General features: G+C 65.8%; 14 protein-coding genes. 5 read left to right on the forward strand and 9 right to left on the reverse strand.

Features of this window, described 5'->3' with window-relative positions:
• Position 1 precedes the first annotated feature (1 nt).
• Positions 2 to 1,366: a dicarboxylate/amino acid:cation symporter gene (locus tag E7T10_RS09775; RefSeq protein ID WP_137721637.1), complete on the reverse strand. Its 1,365-nt coding sequence runs from the start codon at positions 1,364 to 1,366 to the stop codon at positions 2 to 4.
• A gap of 33 nt (positions 1,367 to 1,399) precedes the next feature.
• Positions 1,400 to 2,491: an amino acid ABC transporter substrate-binding protein gene (locus tag E7T10_RS09780; RefSeq protein WP_246845982.1), complete on the reverse strand. Its 1,092-nt coding sequence runs from the start codon at positions 2,489 to 2,491 to the stop codon at positions 1,400 to 1,402.
• Between the two features lie 80 nt (positions 2,492 to 2,571).
• On the opposite strand from E7T10_RS09780, the gene metC reads away from it, so the two are divergent.
• Genes metC through E7T10_RS09800 form a run of 4 tightly spaced genes read left to right on the forward strand, consistent with a single transcriptional unit; the run spans position 2,572 to position 8,640 of the window.
• Positions 2,572 to 3,750 (forward strand): cystathionine beta-lyase, encoded by a 1,179-nt coding sequence (gene metC / locus E7T10_RS09785; protein WP_137721638.1) that lies wholly within the window; start codon positions 2,572 to 2,574, stop codon positions 3,748 to 3,750.
• 23 nt (positions 3,751 to 3,773) lie between these two features.
• Entirely contained in the window at positions 3,774 to 5,120 is a 1,347-nt protein-coding gene (locus E7T10_RS09790; RefSeq protein WP_137721639.1) for an O-antigen ligase, read from the forward strand.
• Positions 5,095 to 7,179, forward strand: coding sequence for a DNA topoisomerase IV subunit B (locus E7T10_RS09795; RefSeq protein WP_137721640.1), 2,085 nt, complete (start codon positions 5,095 to 5,097; stop codon positions 7,177 to 7,179). Before E7T10_RS09790 ends, E7T10_RS09795 begins: the two co-directional genes overlap by 26 nt.
• A 48-nt stretch (positions 7,180 to 7,227) precedes the next feature.
• Positions 7,228 to 8,640: an FAD-binding oxidoreductase gene (locus E7T10_RS09800; protein ID WP_137721641.1), complete on the forward strand. Its 1,413-nt coding sequence runs from the start codon at positions 7,228 to 7,230 to the stop codon at positions 8,638 to 8,640.
• An 18-nt stretch (positions 8,641 to 8,658) separates the two neighbouring features.
• Here the strand turns inward: E7T10_RS09800 and parC are convergent, their stop codons facing one another.
• Positions 8,659 to 10,860: a DNA topoisomerase IV subunit A gene (gene parC, locus E7T10_RS09805; RefSeq protein WP_137721642.1), complete on the reverse strand. Its 2,202-nt coding sequence runs from the start codon at positions 10,858 to 10,860 to the stop codon at positions 8,659 to 8,661.
• A 133-nt stretch (positions 10,861 to 10,993) separates the two neighbouring features.
• Between parC and E7T10_RS09810 the strand changes: the two genes are divergently transcribed.
• Positions 10,994 to 12,724 (forward strand): cytochrome c biogenesis protein DipZ, encoded by a 1,731-nt coding sequence (locus E7T10_RS09810; protein ID WP_137721643.1) that lies wholly within the window; start codon positions 10,994 to 10,996, stop codon positions 12,722 to 12,724.
• On the opposite strand, the gene recO is transcribed toward E7T10_RS09810, so the two are convergent.
• Genes recO through lepB form a run of 6 tightly spaced genes read right to left on the reverse strand, consistent with a single transcriptional unit; the run spans position 12,721 to position 17,777 of the window.
• Positions 12,721 to 13,452: a DNA repair protein RecO gene (gene recO, locus E7T10_RS09815; RefSeq protein WP_137721644.1), complete on the reverse strand. Its 732-nt coding sequence runs from the start codon at positions 13,450 to 13,452 to the stop codon at positions 12,721 to 12,723. The genes E7T10_RS09810 and recO overlap by 4 nt on opposite strands.
• Positions 13,452 to 13,928 carry a nuclear transport factor 2 family protein gene (locus tag E7T10_RS09820; RefSeq protein WP_137721645.1) on the reverse strand — a complete coding sequence of 159 codons (477 nt, stop codon included), beginning with the start codon at positions 13,926 to 13,928 and terminating at the stop codon, positions 13,452 to 13,454. Before E7T10_RS09820 ends, recO begins: the two co-directional genes overlap by 1 nt.
• Positions 13,929 to 13,975: 47 nt before the next feature.
• Positions 13,976 to 15,214 carry a serine hydrolase gene (locus E7T10_RS09825; RefSeq protein WP_246845983.1) on the reverse strand — a complete coding sequence of 413 codons (1,239 nt, stop codon included), beginning with the start codon at positions 15,212 to 15,214 and terminating at the stop codon, positions 13,976 to 13,978.
• A 15-nt stretch (positions 15,215 to 15,229) separates the two neighbouring features.
• Positions 15,230 to 16,177 carry a GTPase Era gene (gene era / locus E7T10_RS09830; protein WP_055809937.1) on the reverse strand — a complete coding sequence of 316 codons (948 nt, stop codon included), beginning with the start codon at positions 16,175 to 16,177 and terminating at the stop codon, positions 15,230 to 15,232.
• Complete coding sequence (gene rnc, locus E7T10_RS09835) at positions 16,174 to 16,884, reverse strand: ribonuclease III (protein ID WP_137721647.1); 711 nt, start codon at positions 16,882 to 16,884, stop codon at positions 16,174 to 16,176. Before rnc ends, era begins: the two co-directional genes overlap by 4 nt.
• Positions 16,884 to 17,777: a signal peptidase I gene (gene lepB, locus E7T10_RS09840; protein WP_137721648.1), complete on the reverse strand. Its 894-nt coding sequence runs from the start codon at positions 17,775 to 17,777 to the stop codon at positions 16,884 to 16,886. The genes rnc and lepB overlap by 1 nt, the downstream gene beginning before the upstream one ends.
• Positions 17,778 to 17,829 lie beyond the last annotated feature (52 nt).

Consider the following 17,829-nt stretch of genomic DNA (forward strand, 5'->3'; position numbering starts at 1 on the left):
ATTAACTTGTGGTTCCGTGCTTCAGGCCGCGGCGAGCTGCACCCGGCAAACCTTCAGGCGCAGTCGGATCGGACGGCTCAGCGGTGTCATCGGTTTCACCCCGTGACACGACGGTCGCCAGAACCAGATCGCCCGTGACGTTCAGCGTCGTGCGGCACATGTCCAGGAAGCGGTCGACGCCCAGGATCAGGCCGATGCCCTCCGGCGGCACCTTCACCATCACCAGGATCATCGCCACGACCGGCAGCGAACCGGCCGGCACGCCTGCCGTGCCGATGCCGCCAAGGATGCAAACCAGCATGACCACGACCTGCTGCGTGATCGTCAGGTCGATGCCGAAGAACTGAGCGAGGAACAGCACGGTGACCCCCTCAAACAGGGCCGTGCCGTTCTGGTTGGCGGTGGCGCCGACCGTCAGGACGAAACGCGCGATCTTGCGCGGCAGGTGCAATTGCTCCTCGGCCGCCTTCAGCGACACCGGCAGAGACGCGTTGGACGAGGCGGTCGAGAAGGCCACCACCATCGGCTCACGCACGCCCTTGAAGAAGGCGATTGGCGAGCGGCCGGCCGCCAGCCAGATCACGAGCGGATAGACCACGAACATATGGATCGCCATGGCGCCCACAGCGACGCCGACGAATGCCGCCAAACGCACCAACAGGTCCCAACCGAACAGCGCCGCCAGGTTGAACATCAGACAGGCGATGGCCAGCGGCGCCAGTTTGATGAACAGATTGATCAAGGTCATGGAGACCTCGAAGATCCCCTGAATCACTTCCTGCAGACGGTCCGTCGCCGGGCTCTTGGCCATGACCAGACCGATGCCGAAGAACAGGGCGAAGATCATCAGCGGCAGGATCGCATTCTCCGCCGCTGCGGTGACCGCGTTCGACGGCACCAGATCCAGGAAGAAGTCGCCCAGCTGGATCGAGCTGTCGCGCCCGGTCTGAACGATGCTGGCGGCGCCGTCCTTGCCCTGCTCCAACAGTTGCTGAGCCACCGCCGGATCGACGCCTCGCCCGGGTTGGAAGACGTTGACCATCACCAGACCGATGACCACCGCGATGCTGGACACCACAACCGTCAAAAGCAGCGTCTTGATCCCCGCCCGTCCCAGCGAGCTGAGATCGCCCATCTCCGCCACCCCGACGACCAGAGCCGAGAACAGCAGCGGGATCACCATCATGAACAGCAGGCGCAGGAAGATCTGACCGATCGGCCCGGTCACGTTGTCCGTGAGCCAGACCACCCAGGCCGCATCGGCCCCGACCGCCAGATTGACCAGCAATCCCCCGATCAGACCGACCGCGAAACCGATCAACATCAGCCAGTGCAGCGCAAGGCCGCCGCGTTTCGTCTCGGTCATCTGTCCCCCAGGAAGCGATGCAAGCGTCGGCGCTTATCGGATCGGCAGGCCATAGATCAAGCCGGCCGGGCGCGCGTTCCATTGTGCGTTTAAACCGCGCGCCAGGTCGAGCGCCGATTGCGATCCCAGATTTCGCTCGAAAATCTCGCCATAGTTCCCGACGGCTTCGATCGCGTCCTTGGCCCAATCGTCGGACAGTCCCAGCATGGGACCGAACTCGCCCTCGACGCCCAGCAAACGCCGGACACGCGGGTCGGTCGCGGTCTTAAACTGATCTTCGGCATTGGCCTTGGTGACGCCGAGTTCTTCGGCCAGCATCAGGGCGTTCAGGGTCCAGCGCACGGTCGAGGCCCAGCGTTCGTCGCCTGCCTTGACCACTGGGCCCAGCGGCTCCTTGGACGCGACATCGGACAGGATCACATGTTCGTTGGGATTGGTCAGCACAGTCCGCGCCGCAGCTAGCGCAGAGATGTCGGCGCTGAAGGCGTCGCAATCTTCACGGCCATAGGCGTCGCGCGCCGCTTCCTCGGTCTCGAACACGACGGGCCGATATTCGATGCCGCGGGACCGGAAATAGTCGGCGGCGTTCGCCTGGGACGTCGAGCCCGACTGAACGCAAACCCGCGCGCCGGTCAGTTCAGTCGCGCTGTTCAGGTTCAGCGAACGCCGGACCAGGAAGCCCTGACCGTCATAGTAGTTGATCCCGGCGAACACGAACCCTTCGCCCGCGTCGCGGCTCATGGTCCAAGACGAGTTGCGCCAAAGCACATCGATCCGTCCGTCGTTCAGTGCCGTGAAGCGATCTGACGCCGACAGAGGCACGAACCGCACCGCATCGGCATCGCCCAGCACCGCCGCCGCCGTCGCGCGACAGAAGTCCACGTCGAAGCCGCGCCACTGACCGCGATTGTCGGTGTAAGCGAAGCCGACCAACCCCTGATGCACGCCGCAGTTCAGGCGACCGCGGCGTTTGATGGCGGCCAGCGTCGGGCTTTTCGCGACCGCCGTCGAAGACGTTTGCGCGGGCGTGGCAGGGCTGGCTTCCGGCGCAGGGCCGGCGTCCTTGCGCCCGCAAGCCGTCGTCATCAGCACAACGGCCACCGCTCCGATCGTCCAGCACCGCATCGCGTTCCTATCCATCGCCGCTTGCGCCCCGCTGGCTTTAGAGGCCTTTAGGGGCCGATCCGCAACCCATCGGAGGGGCCATGTCGCCGCTTTCGGACCGCACCCGACTGATCGCCGCCGCCACGCAACGCGGCCAGGGCCGGCGCGGCGTCAATCCCCCGATCGAACGCGCCTCGACGATGTTGAGCGACAGTGCAGCCGTCATGCGCGACGAGACCGATGGCCCGGCCTATGGCCTCAACGGGACCAGCGCCGCCCGCGATCTTCGCCGCGCCCTGGCCGACCTGGAAGGGGCAAAGGACGCCTTTCTGGTTCCGTCGGGCCTTGCGGCTGTCACGGTTCCGCTGCTGGCGCTTTTGAGACCGGGCGACGAGGTGATCACAACGGACGCCGTCTATGGTCCGACGCGCCGTTTCCTAAGCCGATATCAATCGACCCGTGGCATCACGACCCGTTTCTTGCCCGCAGACGCAGATGCGCAGACTGTTCTGGCCGCCATCGGCGAACGCACGCGGCTGGTGCTGATGGAGTCGCCAGCCTCTCTCACATTCGAGATGGTCGATGTCGCCGCCGTGGCCCAGGCCTGCCGTGCACGAGGCGTCCTGACGGTGGTCGACAATACCTGGGCCGCCGGTCTGGCCTATCGTCCGCTGGCCCATGGCGTGGACGTCAGTGTTCAGGCCGTCACCAAATATGTCGGCGGCCATTCGGACGTGCTGATGGGCAGCATCGCTTCAAGCAACCCCGCCTGCCTGCGCGCTATCGGCGACACGATTGAGGATCTCGGCTGGCATGTGTCCCCCGACGACGCCTGGCTGGCGCTGCGCGGCCTGCGGACCTTGCCGCTGCGCTATGCCGAACAGGCGCGGTCAGGCTTGATCGTGGCGGAATGGCTGCAAGGTCGGCCCGAGATTTCCCGCGTCCTCTACCCGCCCCTGCCCGGCTCGATCGGTCATGATCTGTGGCGGCGAGATTTCACCGGCGCCGCGTCCCTGATGGGCGTGGTCATGAAGGGCGGCGACAGGGCGGCGGGTGAGGCCTTTCTGAACGCTCTGACCCTGTTCGGCCTTGGCTATTCCTGGGGCGGGTTCGAGAGCCTGATCACTCACGAAACCCATCAGATGGCCTACCGCAACGATCCGCCCGTGCTTGAGGGCGAACTGATCCGACTGCATGTCGGTCTTGAAGATCCTGCGGACCTCATCGCCGATCTGGAGCAGGGCCTCGCCGCCTTCACCGCCGCACTCACGGTTCCTTAAGCGCCGCAAAGGACTGTGCGCCCGTGCGTAAACCGCCCGTTCAGACCCCCGATGATTCTCCGCCGCTGTGGGAACAGTGGTCGGCGGGCTTCGTCGTCTTCATGCTGACCGGCGCCCTTATCGCGCCCGTCATCGCGCCGACCCAGGTCGAGACGCCGATCCTGCGGTTCATCTGGCTGCCGGTCTATGCCGTCACCGCCGGCCTGATCGTCTTTCGCTTCGACAAGGTCATCCGCGCCTGGCCGGCATGGCTGATGATGTTCGCCCTCGTCGCCCTGTGTTTCGTCTCGAAATACTGGTCCATCGACCCCGAGGTCACGGAGCGCCGCGTCATCGCCATGGCGATCAACAGCGCCTTCGCCATCTATCTGGGCGCCCGCTTCCGCGACGACGCCCTGCCGCGCGTCCTGATGTATACCTGTCTGGTAATGGCGGTCGGCAGCCTGATCATGGTTTTCGGCTATCCGAAGGTCGGGGTGCACCAGTTCGACAACGCCGGCCTGTGGCGCGGCCTCTGGTATGAGAAGAACCAGATGGGGCTGGTCATGGTGGTGGGCGCCGTCTCCGCCACAGCGACCTTGGCCGCCGATCATATCGCCGGACGCAGCCACCGGATCTGGATCTGCCTGCTGACATTGGGCCTGACCACGCTTCTGGTGCTCGCCACCCAATCCAAGACATCGCTTCTGTGCTGGGGCCTGGGCCTGGGCATGATCGGGGGGTGGTGGGCGTTGAAACAGGGCGGCGCGGTCATCACCGTCATCGGCATCTGGTTTGCCGTCATCATTGCGGCGGGCGCAACCTGGCTGTGGAACTCCGATTCCGCCGCGATCCTGGAGGCGTTGGGCAAGGACCCGTCCCTGACAGGCCGTACCCTGATCTGGGAAGCCTTGATGCGGAAGGTCGCAGAGCGCCCTTGGACCGGATACGGCTTCAGCGCCTTCTGGGGCGTGGACTCGGTCCCCGCGCGCGAAATCCGCATCGAGACCCAGTGGCCCGTCCCCTCTGCCCACAACGGCTGGATCGACCTGCTCGTACAGCTGGGCTGGCCCGGTGCGGTGGCTGTGGGCGCCGTCATGGCGATCTCTGCGATCTTCGTCGTCGCGCGCACAAATGGGCTCGGTGCGCGCGAAGGCTATTGGAGCGTCGCTTATCTGGCGGTCTTCACGGCCCTAAGCCTGTCCGAGAGCGTCCTGCTGACCCACGCCAACCTGCCGTGGATTCTGATGCTGGCGATTATGGCCCGCGCCGTGACCTTCGATCCGGCGCCGGTTCGTGCGCCGCTTGCTCGACCGGCGTCACGGGCCTACCAGACCCGGTCCCGAATCGCCTCAGACTATGTGAATGGCCGCCGACCTCTTCGCTTTTGACGACGAACCCGAAGCTCGCAAACCCGAGCCGCCCAAGCCTGTTGTGGCAGCTCCGCCTGCGGCTGCGCCCGCTATCGTCCCAACGCCCGCGCCGCCTGCTGTTCAGGCCACGGCCACGACCGCGGCGGCCACCGGCTATTCCGCTTCCTCCATCGAGGTGTTGGAAGGGCTGGAACCTGTTCGCAAACGCCCCGGCATGTATATCGGCGGCACCGACGAGCGCGCCCTGCACCACCTGTTCGCCGAAGTCCTGGACAACGCCATGGACGAGGCGGTGGCCAAACACGCCAAGCTGATCACCGTCGATCTGGACGCCGACGGCTATCTTTCGGTGCGCGATGACGGTCGCGGCATCCCGGTCGATCCGCATCCGAAACATCCCGGCAAGTCGGCGCTGGAAGTCGTCATGACGGTCTTGCACTCAGGCGGCAAGTTTTCCGGCAAAGCCTATGAAACGTCTGGCGGTTTGCACGGCGTCGGCGTCTCGGTCGTCAACGCCCTGAGCGAAGGCGTCGAGGTGACCGTCTGGCGCGACGGCTTCGAGTGGAAACAGGCCTTCAGCCGCGGCCACGTCCTGGCCCCGATCCAGCAGATCGGTCCTTCCAAAAAGCGCGGCACCCAGATCCGCTTCAAGCCCGACGACGAAATCTTCGGCATGGGCGCGGCCTTCAAGCCGGCGCGCCTGTTCCGCATGGCGCGGTCAAAAGCCTATCTGTTCCGCGGCGTTGAGATTCGCTGGACCTGCGCGCCAGAGCGGATCACCGACTCCACGCCCGCCCAGGCCAGTCTGCACTTCCCCGGCGGCCTGGCCGACGCCCTGGCCGACCGCATCGGTCAGCTGGAAACCGTCACCCCCACCTTCGCCGGCCGCGCCGAGCGTCAAGGCGAAGCGGGCGCCTTCGAGTGGGCTGTCACCTGGTCGCCCGCCGGTTTCGGCGAGGCGGACGGCTTCATCCAGTCCTACTGCAACACCGTCTCAACGCCCGATGGCGGCACGCACGAGGCCGGATTCCGCGCCGCCCTGGTCAAAGGGCTCAAGGCCTACGGCGAACTGACCAATGAGAAGCGCGCAGGCGTCATCACGGCCGAGGACGTCATCGCCAATGCTGGCGCCCTGATCAGCGTCTTCATCCGCAATCCCGAGTTCCAGGGGCAGACCAAGGACCGCCTGTCCTCGCCCGAAGGGGCGCGGATCGTCGAACAGCTGCTGCGTGACCCGCTGGACCACTGGCTGACCGAAAGCCCAAAACAGGCCAACGCCCTGCTCGGCTTCGTCATCGACCGCGCCGAAGAACGCCTGCGCCGCCGCAAGGACAAGGAGGTCCAGCGCGCCGCCGCCACCCGCAAGCTGCGCCTGCCCGGCAAGCTGTCGGACTGCAGCCGCCAGGCCGCCGAGGGCACCGAACTGTTCATCGTCGAAGGCGATTCGGCCGGCGGTTCGGCCAAACAGGCGCGCGACCGCACGACTCAGGCGATCCTGCCCCTGCGCGGCAAGATCCTGAATGTCGCGTCCGCCACCGCCGACAAGCTGCGTGCCAATGTCGAACTGTCCGACCTGGCGCTGGCCCTGGGCGTCCAGCCCGGCAACCGATTCAACATCGATGATCTGCGCTACGAGCGGATCGTCATCATGACCGACGCCGACGTGGACGGGGCCCACATCGCAGCCCTACTGATCACCTTCTTCTACCGCGTCATGCCCGAGACGATCCGTCAGGGTCGGGTCTTCATGGCCCTGCCGCCGCTCTATCGCATCAGCGCCGGGCCACTGAGCGAATACGCACGCGACGACGCCCACCGCGACGAACTGCTGGCGACCGTGTTCAAGGGCAAGAAAACCGAAATCGGCCGGTTCAAGGGCCTGGGTGAAATGATGGCCTCCCAGCTCAAGGAGACCACCATGGATCCCAAGAAACGCACCCTGGCCCGCATTACGGTGCCCGACGCCGAAGCGAGCATCGAAGACCTTGTCGAACGCCTGATGGGCAAGCGCGCCGACGCCCGCTTCCAGTTCATTCAGGAAAACGCCCAGTTCGTGAAAGAAGAACTCGACGTCTAGCGGCCTCGCGGCCCTTCCAACGCACGACGACGCCTGACAAAAGGGGGCATGCAGACGCCCGCTCCCTCCACCGCTGTGCTTGACGAACTGAAGGCCGCGCTCGGTCCGGGCGGCTGGACCCAGGACCCGGACGTCATCGCGCCGCATCTGACCGAATGGCGCAATCGCTGGACGGGCGACACGCCGATCCTGCTGACCCCCCGTTCGACGGACGAGGTCGCGCACACCGTGACGATCTGCGCACGGGAAGGCGTGGCGATCACACCCCAAGGCGGCGGCACGGGACTGGTCGGCGGCCAGATTCCCTTCGGCGAGGTCCTGCTGTCGACCCGCAAGATGCGCGCCGTCCGCGATGTGACCCCGCTCGACGACGCCATGACGGTCGAGGCCGGCCTGACCTTGCTGGAGGCGCAGCAGGCGGCGACGGCGGCCGGCCGCTATTTCCCGCTCAGCCTGGCGGCTGAAGGCTCGGCCACCATCGGCGGCGTCATCTCCACCAACGCCGGGGGCACCCAGGTTCTTCGCTACGGCATGATGCGCGACCTGGTCTTGGGCCTTGAGGCGGTCATGCCCAACGGCGAGATCTTGCGGGGCCTGAAGCGTCTGCGCAAGGACAACACCGGCTACGACCTGAAACAACTGCTGATCGGCGCCGAGGGCACATTGGGCGTCGTGACCGCCGCCACCCTGAAGCTGTTCCCCATCATGCGCTCGCGCGCCGTCGCGGTGGTCGGACTGGAAACCGCCGCCGCCTCGGTTGAACTGCTCGCGCGCGCCAAGGCCGAGACGGGCGGCGGGGTCGAGGCGTTCGAGCTGATGAAGCGCCTGGGCATGGAACTGGTGCTCAAGAACATCCCCGACACCCGCGAACCGCTGGAGTCGATGCCCGACTGGTACGTCCTGATCGAGATCGCCTCGGGCACGCCCGGCGGCGCCGAGGCTCAGATGGAGGCCCTGCTGGAGGTCGCCTTCGAACAAGGCATGATCACCGACGCCGCCATCGCCCAGAACGACGCCCAGCGCGCCGCCTTCTGGCGTCTGCGCGAGGAACATTCGGCGGCGCTCAAGCCCGAGGGCGGCGGCTGGAAACACGATGTTTCCGTCCCCATCAGCCGCATCGCCGACTTCATCGACGAAGCCTCGGCCGCCGTCGAACGCTTCCATCCCGGCGCCCGTATCTCGGTCTTCGGCCACGTCGGCGACGGCAATCTGCACTACGACATCCTGCCGGGCGTCGGTCAGGACATTCCCGCCTTCATCGGCCGCTGGAAGGAAGGCTCGCAAGTGGTTCACGACGTCGTCGGAACCTACGACGGCTCCATCTCGGCCGAACACGGGCTGGGCCGGCTGAAGACCAACGAGGTCAAGCGCTACAAGTGCCCGCTAGAGATCGAAACCATGGCCGCCATCCGCCGCGCCATCGATCCCAAGCGGATCATGAACCCGTCGGTCCTGTTCTAGAACCGACGGGCGGGCCGCTTATCTGAACTTCCGCAGGCCTCTGGGGCCCTGGCGACCGGCGCCGGCGCGTTTGCCCAGCCAGTCTTTCCAGTCGGGCCAGTTGCGACGACGTCCGCCACCGTCGGCCCATTCCGGTCCCGTTTCGGCGTTGAAGACGGTGATGTCGGCGAGGCCGCCCTGTTTGAAGCTTTGCAGCTTCACGCCCTTGCCGCGTCCCATCTCGGGTAGTTCAGCAAGAGGGAAGATCAGCGTCTTGATGTTCTCGCCGATCGTCGCGACGTGATCGCCGGTCACCCGCAGCACCGCCAGCATTTCGCCGTTCAGCACCTGCTTGCCGCCGCGCTTCTGGGCCAGGGTGTCGTCTTCCGGTGCGATGAAGCCGTATCCGGCCTTTGATGCGATCAGCAGCTTGCCGCCCGGCTGATGCGCCAGAACGTTGATGATTTCGGCCTTCTCGTCCAGATCGATCATCAGGCGCAGCGGCTCGCCGTGGCCGCGTCCGGACGCCAGCTTGTCCGCGCCGATGGTGAAGATGCGTCCGTCCGACGCCGCCACCAGCAGCTTGTCGGTCGTAAAGGCCGGGACGAGGTAGGCGAGCTTGTCGCCTTCCTTGAACTTCAGCTCTGACGGATCCTCGACCTTGCCCTTGGCGGCTCGGATCCAGCCGCGTTCCGACAGGATGACGGTGATCGCTTCGCGCGGAATGAAGGCCTCGGGCGCGACGAAGGCGGACGTGTCCACCGCCTCGGCGATCGTCGTCCGGCGCGGAGAGATCAGCGCCTTGCGCACGGCCTCCAGTTCTTTGGAGATCGCCTTCCACTGCTTGCCTTCAGACGACGTCAGCACCTTCAGGTTGGCAAGTTCTTCGGACAGGGCGTTGAATTCCTTTTCGATCGTCATCTCTTCCAGACGCGCCAACTGACGCAGTCGGGTGTCGAGGATGAAGTCGGCCTGAACCTCCGTCAGGCCGAACCGTGCGATCAGGACGGCCTTGGGCTGCTCTTCCTCGCGAACGATGCGGATCACCTCGTCCAGGTTGAGGAAGACGATGCGCAGGCCTTCCAGCAGGTGCAGACGTTTCTCGACCCGCTCGATCCGCCATTGCGAACGACGGTTCAGCACCTCGCGTCGGTGATCCAGGAAGGCGCGCAGGCAGTCTTTCAGACCCATGACGCGCGGCGTGCCGCTGGCGTCCAGCACGTTCATGTTGATCGGGAAGCGGACCTCCAGATCGGACAGCTTGAACAGGCTTTCCATCAGCATTTCAGGCTCGATGGTGCGGTTCTTGGGCTCCAGGATCAGGCGGATGTCTTCGGCCGATTCGTCGCGCACATCGCCCAGCAGAGGCGCCTTCTTGTGCTCGATCAGGTCCGCCAGCGCCTCGATCAGTCGCGACTTCTGCACCTGATAGGGCATTTCGGTGACGATGATCCGCCACACGCCGCGCCCCAGATCCTCGGTCTCCCAGCGCGCCCGCAGACGCACCCCGCCCCTGCCCGTCTCATAGGCGTCCAGGATGGAGGCATGGCCTTCAACCGCAACGCCCCCGGTCGGGAAGTCGGGGCCGGGCACATGCTGCACCAGGTCTTCGGTCGTCGCGTCCGGCCGCTCCAGCAGCAGTTGGCAGGCGTCGATCAGTTCGCCGACATTGTGCGGCGGGATCGAAGTGGCCATGCCGACCGCGATGCCCGACGAGCCATTGGCCAGAAGATTCGGGAAGCCGGCCGGCAGGACGATCGGCTCCTCGTCCTGATCGTCATAGGTGGGTCGGAAGTCGACGGCGTCCTGATCGATGCCGTCCAGCAGCAGGACGGCGGCGGGCGTCAGCTTGCACTCGGTGTAGCGCATGGCCGCGGCGCTATCGCCGTCGATATTGCCGAAGTTCCCCTGACCGTCGACCAGCGGATAGCGCTGGGCGAAATCCTGAGCCAGGCGCACCAGAGCCTCGTAGATCGAGGCGTCGCCGTGCGGGTGATATCCGCCCATAACCTCGCCGACGACCTTGGCGCATTTGCGCGCCGCCGCCTGCGGGTTCAGCCGCATTTGATGCATGGCGTAGAGGATGCGCCGGTGCACGGGCTTGAACCCGTCACGCACGTCCGGCAGCGCGCGGTTCGTAATGGTCGACAGGGCGTAGGCCAGATAGCGGCGGCTGAGCGCCGTCTCCATCGGCTCGTCGATGATGCGGCCGCCTTCCGGCGACGGGGCGTGGATCGTCATGGCTCTGCGAATCGGGGATCGGAAGCGGGAAGTCTAGCCCGTAAGGCGCCAGATTGGGGGATAAGCGCGCTGGGGAGTCACCAAACCGCTCCGCCGTGCGTATGTGAGAGACACACCCTCGTCAGGCCGCGCCATGATCCTGTTCCTGCTGTCCTATCTCGCCGGCGTTCTGACCATCGTCAGTCCCTGCATCCTGCCGGTTCTGCCCTTCGTCTTCGCGCGAGCGGATCGGCCGTTCATCCGCAACGGTCTGCCTTTGTTGGTCGGGATGGCCGTGACCTTTGCGGGCGTCGCGACGCTGGCGGCGCTGGGCGGCGGCTGGGCGGTGCGGGCCAATGAGGTCGGGCGCTGGATCGCCCTGGCCGTCATGGCGGTGCTGGGCGTCAGCCTGCTGTTTCCGGCCGTGGGCGATCGCCTGATGCGGCCGTTCGTGGCGGCCGGGTCCTGGCTGACGGATCGCGCCGAGCGTCGGGGGGGAGATCAGGGTGACGTGCGCTCGTCGCTGCTGCTCGGCGTCGCGACGGGACTGCTCTGGGCGCCGTGCGCCGGACCCATTCTGGGCGTGATCCTGACGGGCGCAGCGCTTCAGGGCGCAGGCGTCGGAACGACGGTTCTGCTGCTGGCCTATGCGGCAGGCGCGGCGACGTCGCTCGGCCTGGCCCTGCTGGTGGGCGGTCGCGTGTTCAAGGCCATGAAGGGCGCGCTTGGCGTCGGCGAATGGGTGCGGCGCGGTCTGGGCGTTCTGGTGCTGATCGGCGTGGTCGTGATTGGCCTGGGTGCGGACACGGGATTGTTGACCCGGATTTCGGCCGCCAGCACGGGCCGGATCGAACAGGCGCTGCTGGGCGGGATCGGCCGCGGCGTGCCGACGAACCAGGCCCCGGCCGATCTGGCCAATCTGTCGGTTGAAGGGGTGATGCCGCCGCTGACCGGGGCGACGACCTGGATCAACACCCCGCCGCTCACGACCGAACAACTAAGGGGCAAGGTGGTTGTCGTCGATTTCTGGACCTACTCCTGCATCAACTGCATCCGCTCCATCCCGTACGTCCGCGCCTGGGCTGAGAAGTATAAGGATCAGGGTCTGGTAGTGATCGGCGTGCACACGCCCGAGTTCGCCTTCGAGAAATCCGAGGCCAACGTTCGCCAGAACACCCAGAGGCTGGGCATCACCTATCCGGTCGCCATGGACAATGAGTTCGCCATCTGGCGCGCGTTCAAGAACCAGTACTGGCCCGCCCACTACTTCATCGACGCCAAAGGACAGATCCGTCACCACCACTTCGGCGAAGGCGACTATGCAGGCTCCGAACGCGTGATCCAACAGCTTCTGAAGGAAGCGGGCGCCGCGAACGTCGCCACCAACGTCGTCACAGTCCAGGCTGAGGGCGCAGAGGCCGCCGCCGACATGGCCCAGGTCGAATCGCCGGAGACCTACGTCGGCTATGGCCGCGCCGAGAACTTCCGCTCGCCCGGCGGCCTGGCCAACGACGTGATCAAGGACTATGTCGCCGCGCCGCTGAAACTGAACGATTGGAGCCTTTCGGGGCGCTGGCGCGTGACGCGTGAGCATGCCGACCTGCAGGCGGCCGGTGGCCGTATCGCCTTCCGCTTCAAGGCGCGCGATCTCCATCTGGTCATGGGGCCCAGCAAGCCGGGCGCACCCGTCCGCTTCCGTGTCCGGATCGATGGCGCGGCGCCGGGCGCGAACGCCGGCAGCGACATCGACGCCCAGGGCCTCGGCCGGGTCGACAGCGAGCGACTGTACCAACTGGTCCGGCAGACGGGCGCGGTGCGCGAACGGACGTTCGAGATCGAGTTCCTGGATCCCGGCGTTCAGGTCTTCGCCTTCACCTTCGGCTAGAGGCGGCCGGCGTCGCCCAGCTTGTCCAGCATCCACACGCGCGCGGGCGGCAGGGGCTTGTTCTGCGGGTGGAAGACGAACTGCTCCAGGAAATGCCCCGTCAGGTCGAACCCGGCCCGGACGTCGCCCTCGATCAGACCGGATTGGGCGCCCAGCATGAAGGGCGGCAGGGTCAGCATCTTGTCGGCATAGGGGGCACCGGCGTCACGACTGACCGCCCGGCCGGTGCGAGGACTGACGTAGATCAGGTCGTCGGCCGTGCCGGTTGCGGCGCATTTCGACAGGTCCAGGCCGAAGCCCAGGTCTTCCAAGAGGCCCGCCTCGAACCGCACGAAGATCGCAGGCCAGACCGCAGGCATTTCGAACGCCTGCATCAGCGCCTCGAACGCCAGAAAGACGCCGGGATGCGGCTCACGCTCCGGCAACGCGCCTTGGGTCACGCCCGCCGCCGCCGCCAGTCCGGTCAGCGCCAGGGCGTCGTCGAACAGGGCGCTGGGCCCCTCGCCTACCGGCTCCAGCCGCACCGCGCCGAGATGATCCGAAGTGCGGGCGCGGTAATCAGCCACGACCCGCGCGCCCGCCTGCAGGAATGGCTTCATCTTGCGCGACGCTCCGCCCGCCACATAGGCCGAACGCCGGCCGTGGTTCTCGGTCAGCAGATCGACCACGGCGCCCGTGTCGCCGTGGGTGCGCGCCGACAGGACGAACGCCTCTTCGTGGAAGTCCATCAGTCCGCCGGACCTTGGGCGATAAGCCCGACCACGCCCTTGGCCTTATCGTTCGGCACGGTGAAACTCAGCACATATTGTTCGATCTTCCAGCCATTGTCGGTCAGCCGCAGCACGCCCGAGCCTCGCGTCAGGCCGTAGGCGTCGTTGTCCAGCAACTCGTCGAACCAGACAATGCAGCGGCAATCGCCCGGCGCCAGGGTCGCCGCCCGGTCATGCGGGCGATAGGTCCAGCCTTTCCCTTGCGAGAAATAGGGCGTGGCATAGGCGCGAAACTCAGCCAGCGACCAGCGCTCGGTCGCATCCGTGCCGATAAACCGGGCGTCAGGCGTGAACAGATCGAAATAGGCGTCGCCATCCGCACGCGACGCCGCCGCGTGCATTCGGTCGAGAACGGCGCCAGCCTCGACGACGGGATCACCCGCAGCCTGTGTCGACGAAGCGGAAAGAACGAGAGCGGCAAAAAGAGCGATCATGGTCCTGTTCTACTCCTGTTCTCCTCGTCGGGAAACAGTCGGGCGCCTCAGCGCGCCAGCGTCGTCGGAAACTCGTGGCCCAGGGCCTCGGCCATCGCCTGCTGGCTGATCAGGAAGACCTGGTCACGCAGGTGATAGTTGTTGGACAGGACGATCACCGTCACGTCGGCGTCCGGTTGATAAAGCATCAGGTTGCGGAATCCGCCCCAGCTGCCGGTGTGATAGATCTGGCGGTCCTGGAAGCTGGGTCGCACCTGATCGCCCAGGCGATTGGCGAAGATTCCGAAACCCCAGTCCCGACGCGGATGGCTGCGCTCGTTCGGCTTGGTGTCGGCCGGGGCGTGGTCAGCCAGCATCTGCTGATAGCTGTCGGGGGTCAGTAGGCCGCCGCGGTGCAGCGCCCTCTGCCAGACCAGCAGATCGTCCAGCGTCGAATAGACCGCGCCGGCGCCCGCCACGATCGAGGTGTTGGCGTTCGGCTGGGCCGCAAGGCCGCCGGGGAAGTTGGCGTATCCCATGATGACGCCGTGATCGCCGCCATCGAGATCAAGCCCGCTATCCTTCATGCCGAGAGGCTTGAAAAAGGTTTCTCGCATATAGGTCTGAAAAGGCTTGCTGCTGGCCTTCTCGACGATGGCGGCGGCCAGATTGAAACCGGCATTGTCGTACTGAACCTTGGCGCCGGGCTCGAACTGGAGACCGAACCGCTTTGAATCCTCTGTCAATTCGTCCAGCGTCGCCGGGGTCGTGCGGCGCATGCCCCAACCGGGCCGCGCCATCAGGTCGGGAATGCCCGACGTATGCGACAGCAGATGGCTGATACGGATGGGCGCCCAGGCCTGCGGACAGGGCTGGATCCATTTGCAGACCGGATCGGAGACGTTCAGCTTGCCCTCGTCCTGAAGCTTCAGGATCGCCGTCGCCGTGAACTGTTTGGAGATCGAGGCCAGGCGAAAGCGCGAGCCCAGCGCCAGCGGCTGATTCTGCTCGTAGTTGGCTTTGCCATAGACTTGGCGGAACAGGACCTTGTCGCCCTTGGCCACCAGAACCGCGCCCATGAAGCGGCCTGAAGCGGCTTCGCGATCCAGGCGCGCCGCCAGTTGCGGCAGGTCCTGAACCACGACCAGGGGGGGGCGTGGCGGCGCATCGGCGCGCTCAGTCGCCAGTTCCACATCGGTCTTGGGCGCCACGGCCGTGGCGATGCCGCCCCAGACCGCGCCGCCAAGGATCAGCGCCCCGAGGACGCCCAGAACGAGCCGGGGATGCCCCCCGGCGGTACGCGGCACATCAAACACAGGAACTCAGACGTCGAAATCCAGACCGAACTGGGCATAGAGGGCGCGGCTGTCCTGCCACTTTGGATCGACCTTGACGGTCAGGAACAGGTGCACCTGACGGCCGAGGATTTCGTTGAGCTCCTCGCGCGCCTTCTGGCCGATCCATTTCAGGGTCTGGCCGCCCTTGCCGAGGACGATGGGCCGCTGGCTCTCGCGCTCGACATAGATGGTCTGCTCGATCCGGGCCGAGCCGTCGGCGCGATCCTCGAAACTGGTGGTCTCCACCGCCGCCGAATAGGGCAGCTCCTCATGGACGCGCAGGTAGACCTTCTCGCGCGTGATCTCCGCTGCAAGAACCCGAACCGGCACGTCGGCCGCCTGATCCTCGGGATACAGCCACGGCCCCTTCGGCATGGACAGGGCCAGGCGCTGCTTCAGATCCTCGACGCCGTCGCCATTGGCCGCCGAGATCATATAGACCTCGGAATAGACGCCGCTTTCGAACAGCTTCTGCGATAGCGCCAGCAGGGTGTCGCGGCGCATACCGTCGATCTTGTTCAGCGCCAGAACGACCTTGGTCCCGGTGGCCTGCAGGTTGACGATAATGGTCTCGGTGTCCTCGGCCGAGCGACGATCGGCCGCCGTGCCCTCGCGGCCTTCGGCGTTGATGTGCGACTGGGCGTCGATCAGGTGAACGACGATGTCCGCATCTTCAGCGCCGCCCCAGGCCGAGGCGACCATGGCCCGGTCCAGGCGACGACGCGGCGTGAAGATGCCGGGCGTGTCCACCAACACGATCTGGGCGTCGCCTTCCATCGCGATGCCGCGCACCGGAAAACGCGTCGTCTGCACTTTTTGCGTGACGATCGAGACCTTGGATCCGGTCAGCCGGTTCACCAGCGTGGACTTGCCGGCGTTGGGTGCGCCGATGATGGCGGCAAAGCCTGCGCGCTGGTTTTCGATATCGGTCAAATGACGCCTTCACGTTTGAGGAGAGCCGTTGCGGCCGCCTTCTCCGCCTCCTGACGCGAACGCCCTTGCGCGGTCAAGGGCTGCACGTCCTGCACGGACACTTCGACGGTGAAAGTGGGCGCATGATCCGAACCCGTCCGATCGGCGACGCGATAGGTCGGCAGCGGCCGCCCCAACCCTTGCGCCCATTCCTGAAGCGCCGACTTCGGATTGGTCACGGTGCGGGACGGCGGCGCCGCCAGTTCGTCGGACCAGGCCCGTTCAAACACGGCCTTGGCGGCATCCAGTCCGCCGTCCAGATAGACAGCCGCCAATATGGCCTCGACCGCATCGGCGATGACGCCGGCCTTGCGCCGCCCGCCGGTCTTGGTCTCGCCGGGCGAGAGCCGCAGCGCAGGCCCCACGCCCAGGGCTTCGCCCACGCGAGCACAGGCGCCCTTATCGACCAGGGCGTGCAGGCTGGACGACAGCTGGCCCTCGTCCGCCGTCGGAAACTGGGCCGACAGCCGCTCGGCGACCAGCAGACCCAGCACCCGGTCGCCTAGGAACTCCAGCCGCTCGTTATCGCGTGGACCGTGGATGCCGACCGGCGCTCCCTCGCCCACGCTGGCGTGTGTCAGGGCGCGCTCCAGCAAGGCCTTGTCGTTGAACCTGTGTCCAAGGCGCGTTTCCAGCGCCGCGACCGCTTCGGCTCTCAGATTGGCCATCAGTGAAGGACGTTGAAGAACCGGTCGAGCCGCACGTTGAACCAGCTAACCGGGTTCCACAGCGACGAACCGGGCTTCCACGAGAACAGGATAATCTGCGCCTTGCCGACCAGGTTCTCGGCCGGGACCATACCCACGCCGCTGGACTGTTCGACGCGGCTGTCGATCGAGTTGTCGCGGTTGTCGCCCATCATGAAGTAGTGGCCAGCCGGGACCTCATAGACCGGGGTGTCGTCCAGATCGTTTCCGGGACCGAAGTCCTGGGTCATGAAGCTCTTGCCTTCCGGCAGGGTCTCGCGGACCTCGGTCACAGGACGCGGTCCGAAGATGTCGTTGATCTCCTGCTCGCTGACCACGACGTCCTGCACAGGCTTGTCGTTGATATACAGCTTGTTGGCGATCATCTGGATGCGGTCGCCGGGCAGGCCGATCACGCGCTTGATGAAGTCGGTCTTGTTGTCGCGAGGCAGTTTGAACACGACGATGTCGCCGCGCTTGGGCGCCGAGCCCATGATCCGCCCGTCGAACAGCGGCGGGCTGAACGGGATCGAGTGTTTGGAGAAGCCGTACGACCACTTGGAGACGACGATATAGTCGCCTTCGTACAGGTTCGGCTCCATCGAGGCCGAAGGGATGGTGAAGGGCTGGAACAGGAAGATCCGCAGCACCATCGCGATCAGCAGGGCGAAGACGATGGTCTTGAAGATTTCGCCGGTTTCACTGGCTGCCGAAGTCGCCTTGTCGCCGCCCTTGGGCGTCTTGGCATAGACGTTCTGGTTCGCCGTCGTGGGTTCCTGCACCGACTTGACCGGAGCGTCCGCTTCCGAGGCCGCAAATCGTTCTTCGGGGGTGGCGTCGCGATTGGCGTCGTCGGGCTTTTGGTCTTCGCTCATGCGATCAGGCATCCTCGCCGCGTCCGCGCGGTCATCGCGCACGCCTATAACC

The organism is Brevundimonas sp. SGAir0440 (assembly GCF_005484585.1).
Taxonomy (GTDB): Bacteria; Pseudomonadota; Alphaproteobacteria; order Caulobacterales; family Caulobacteraceae; genus Brevundimonas.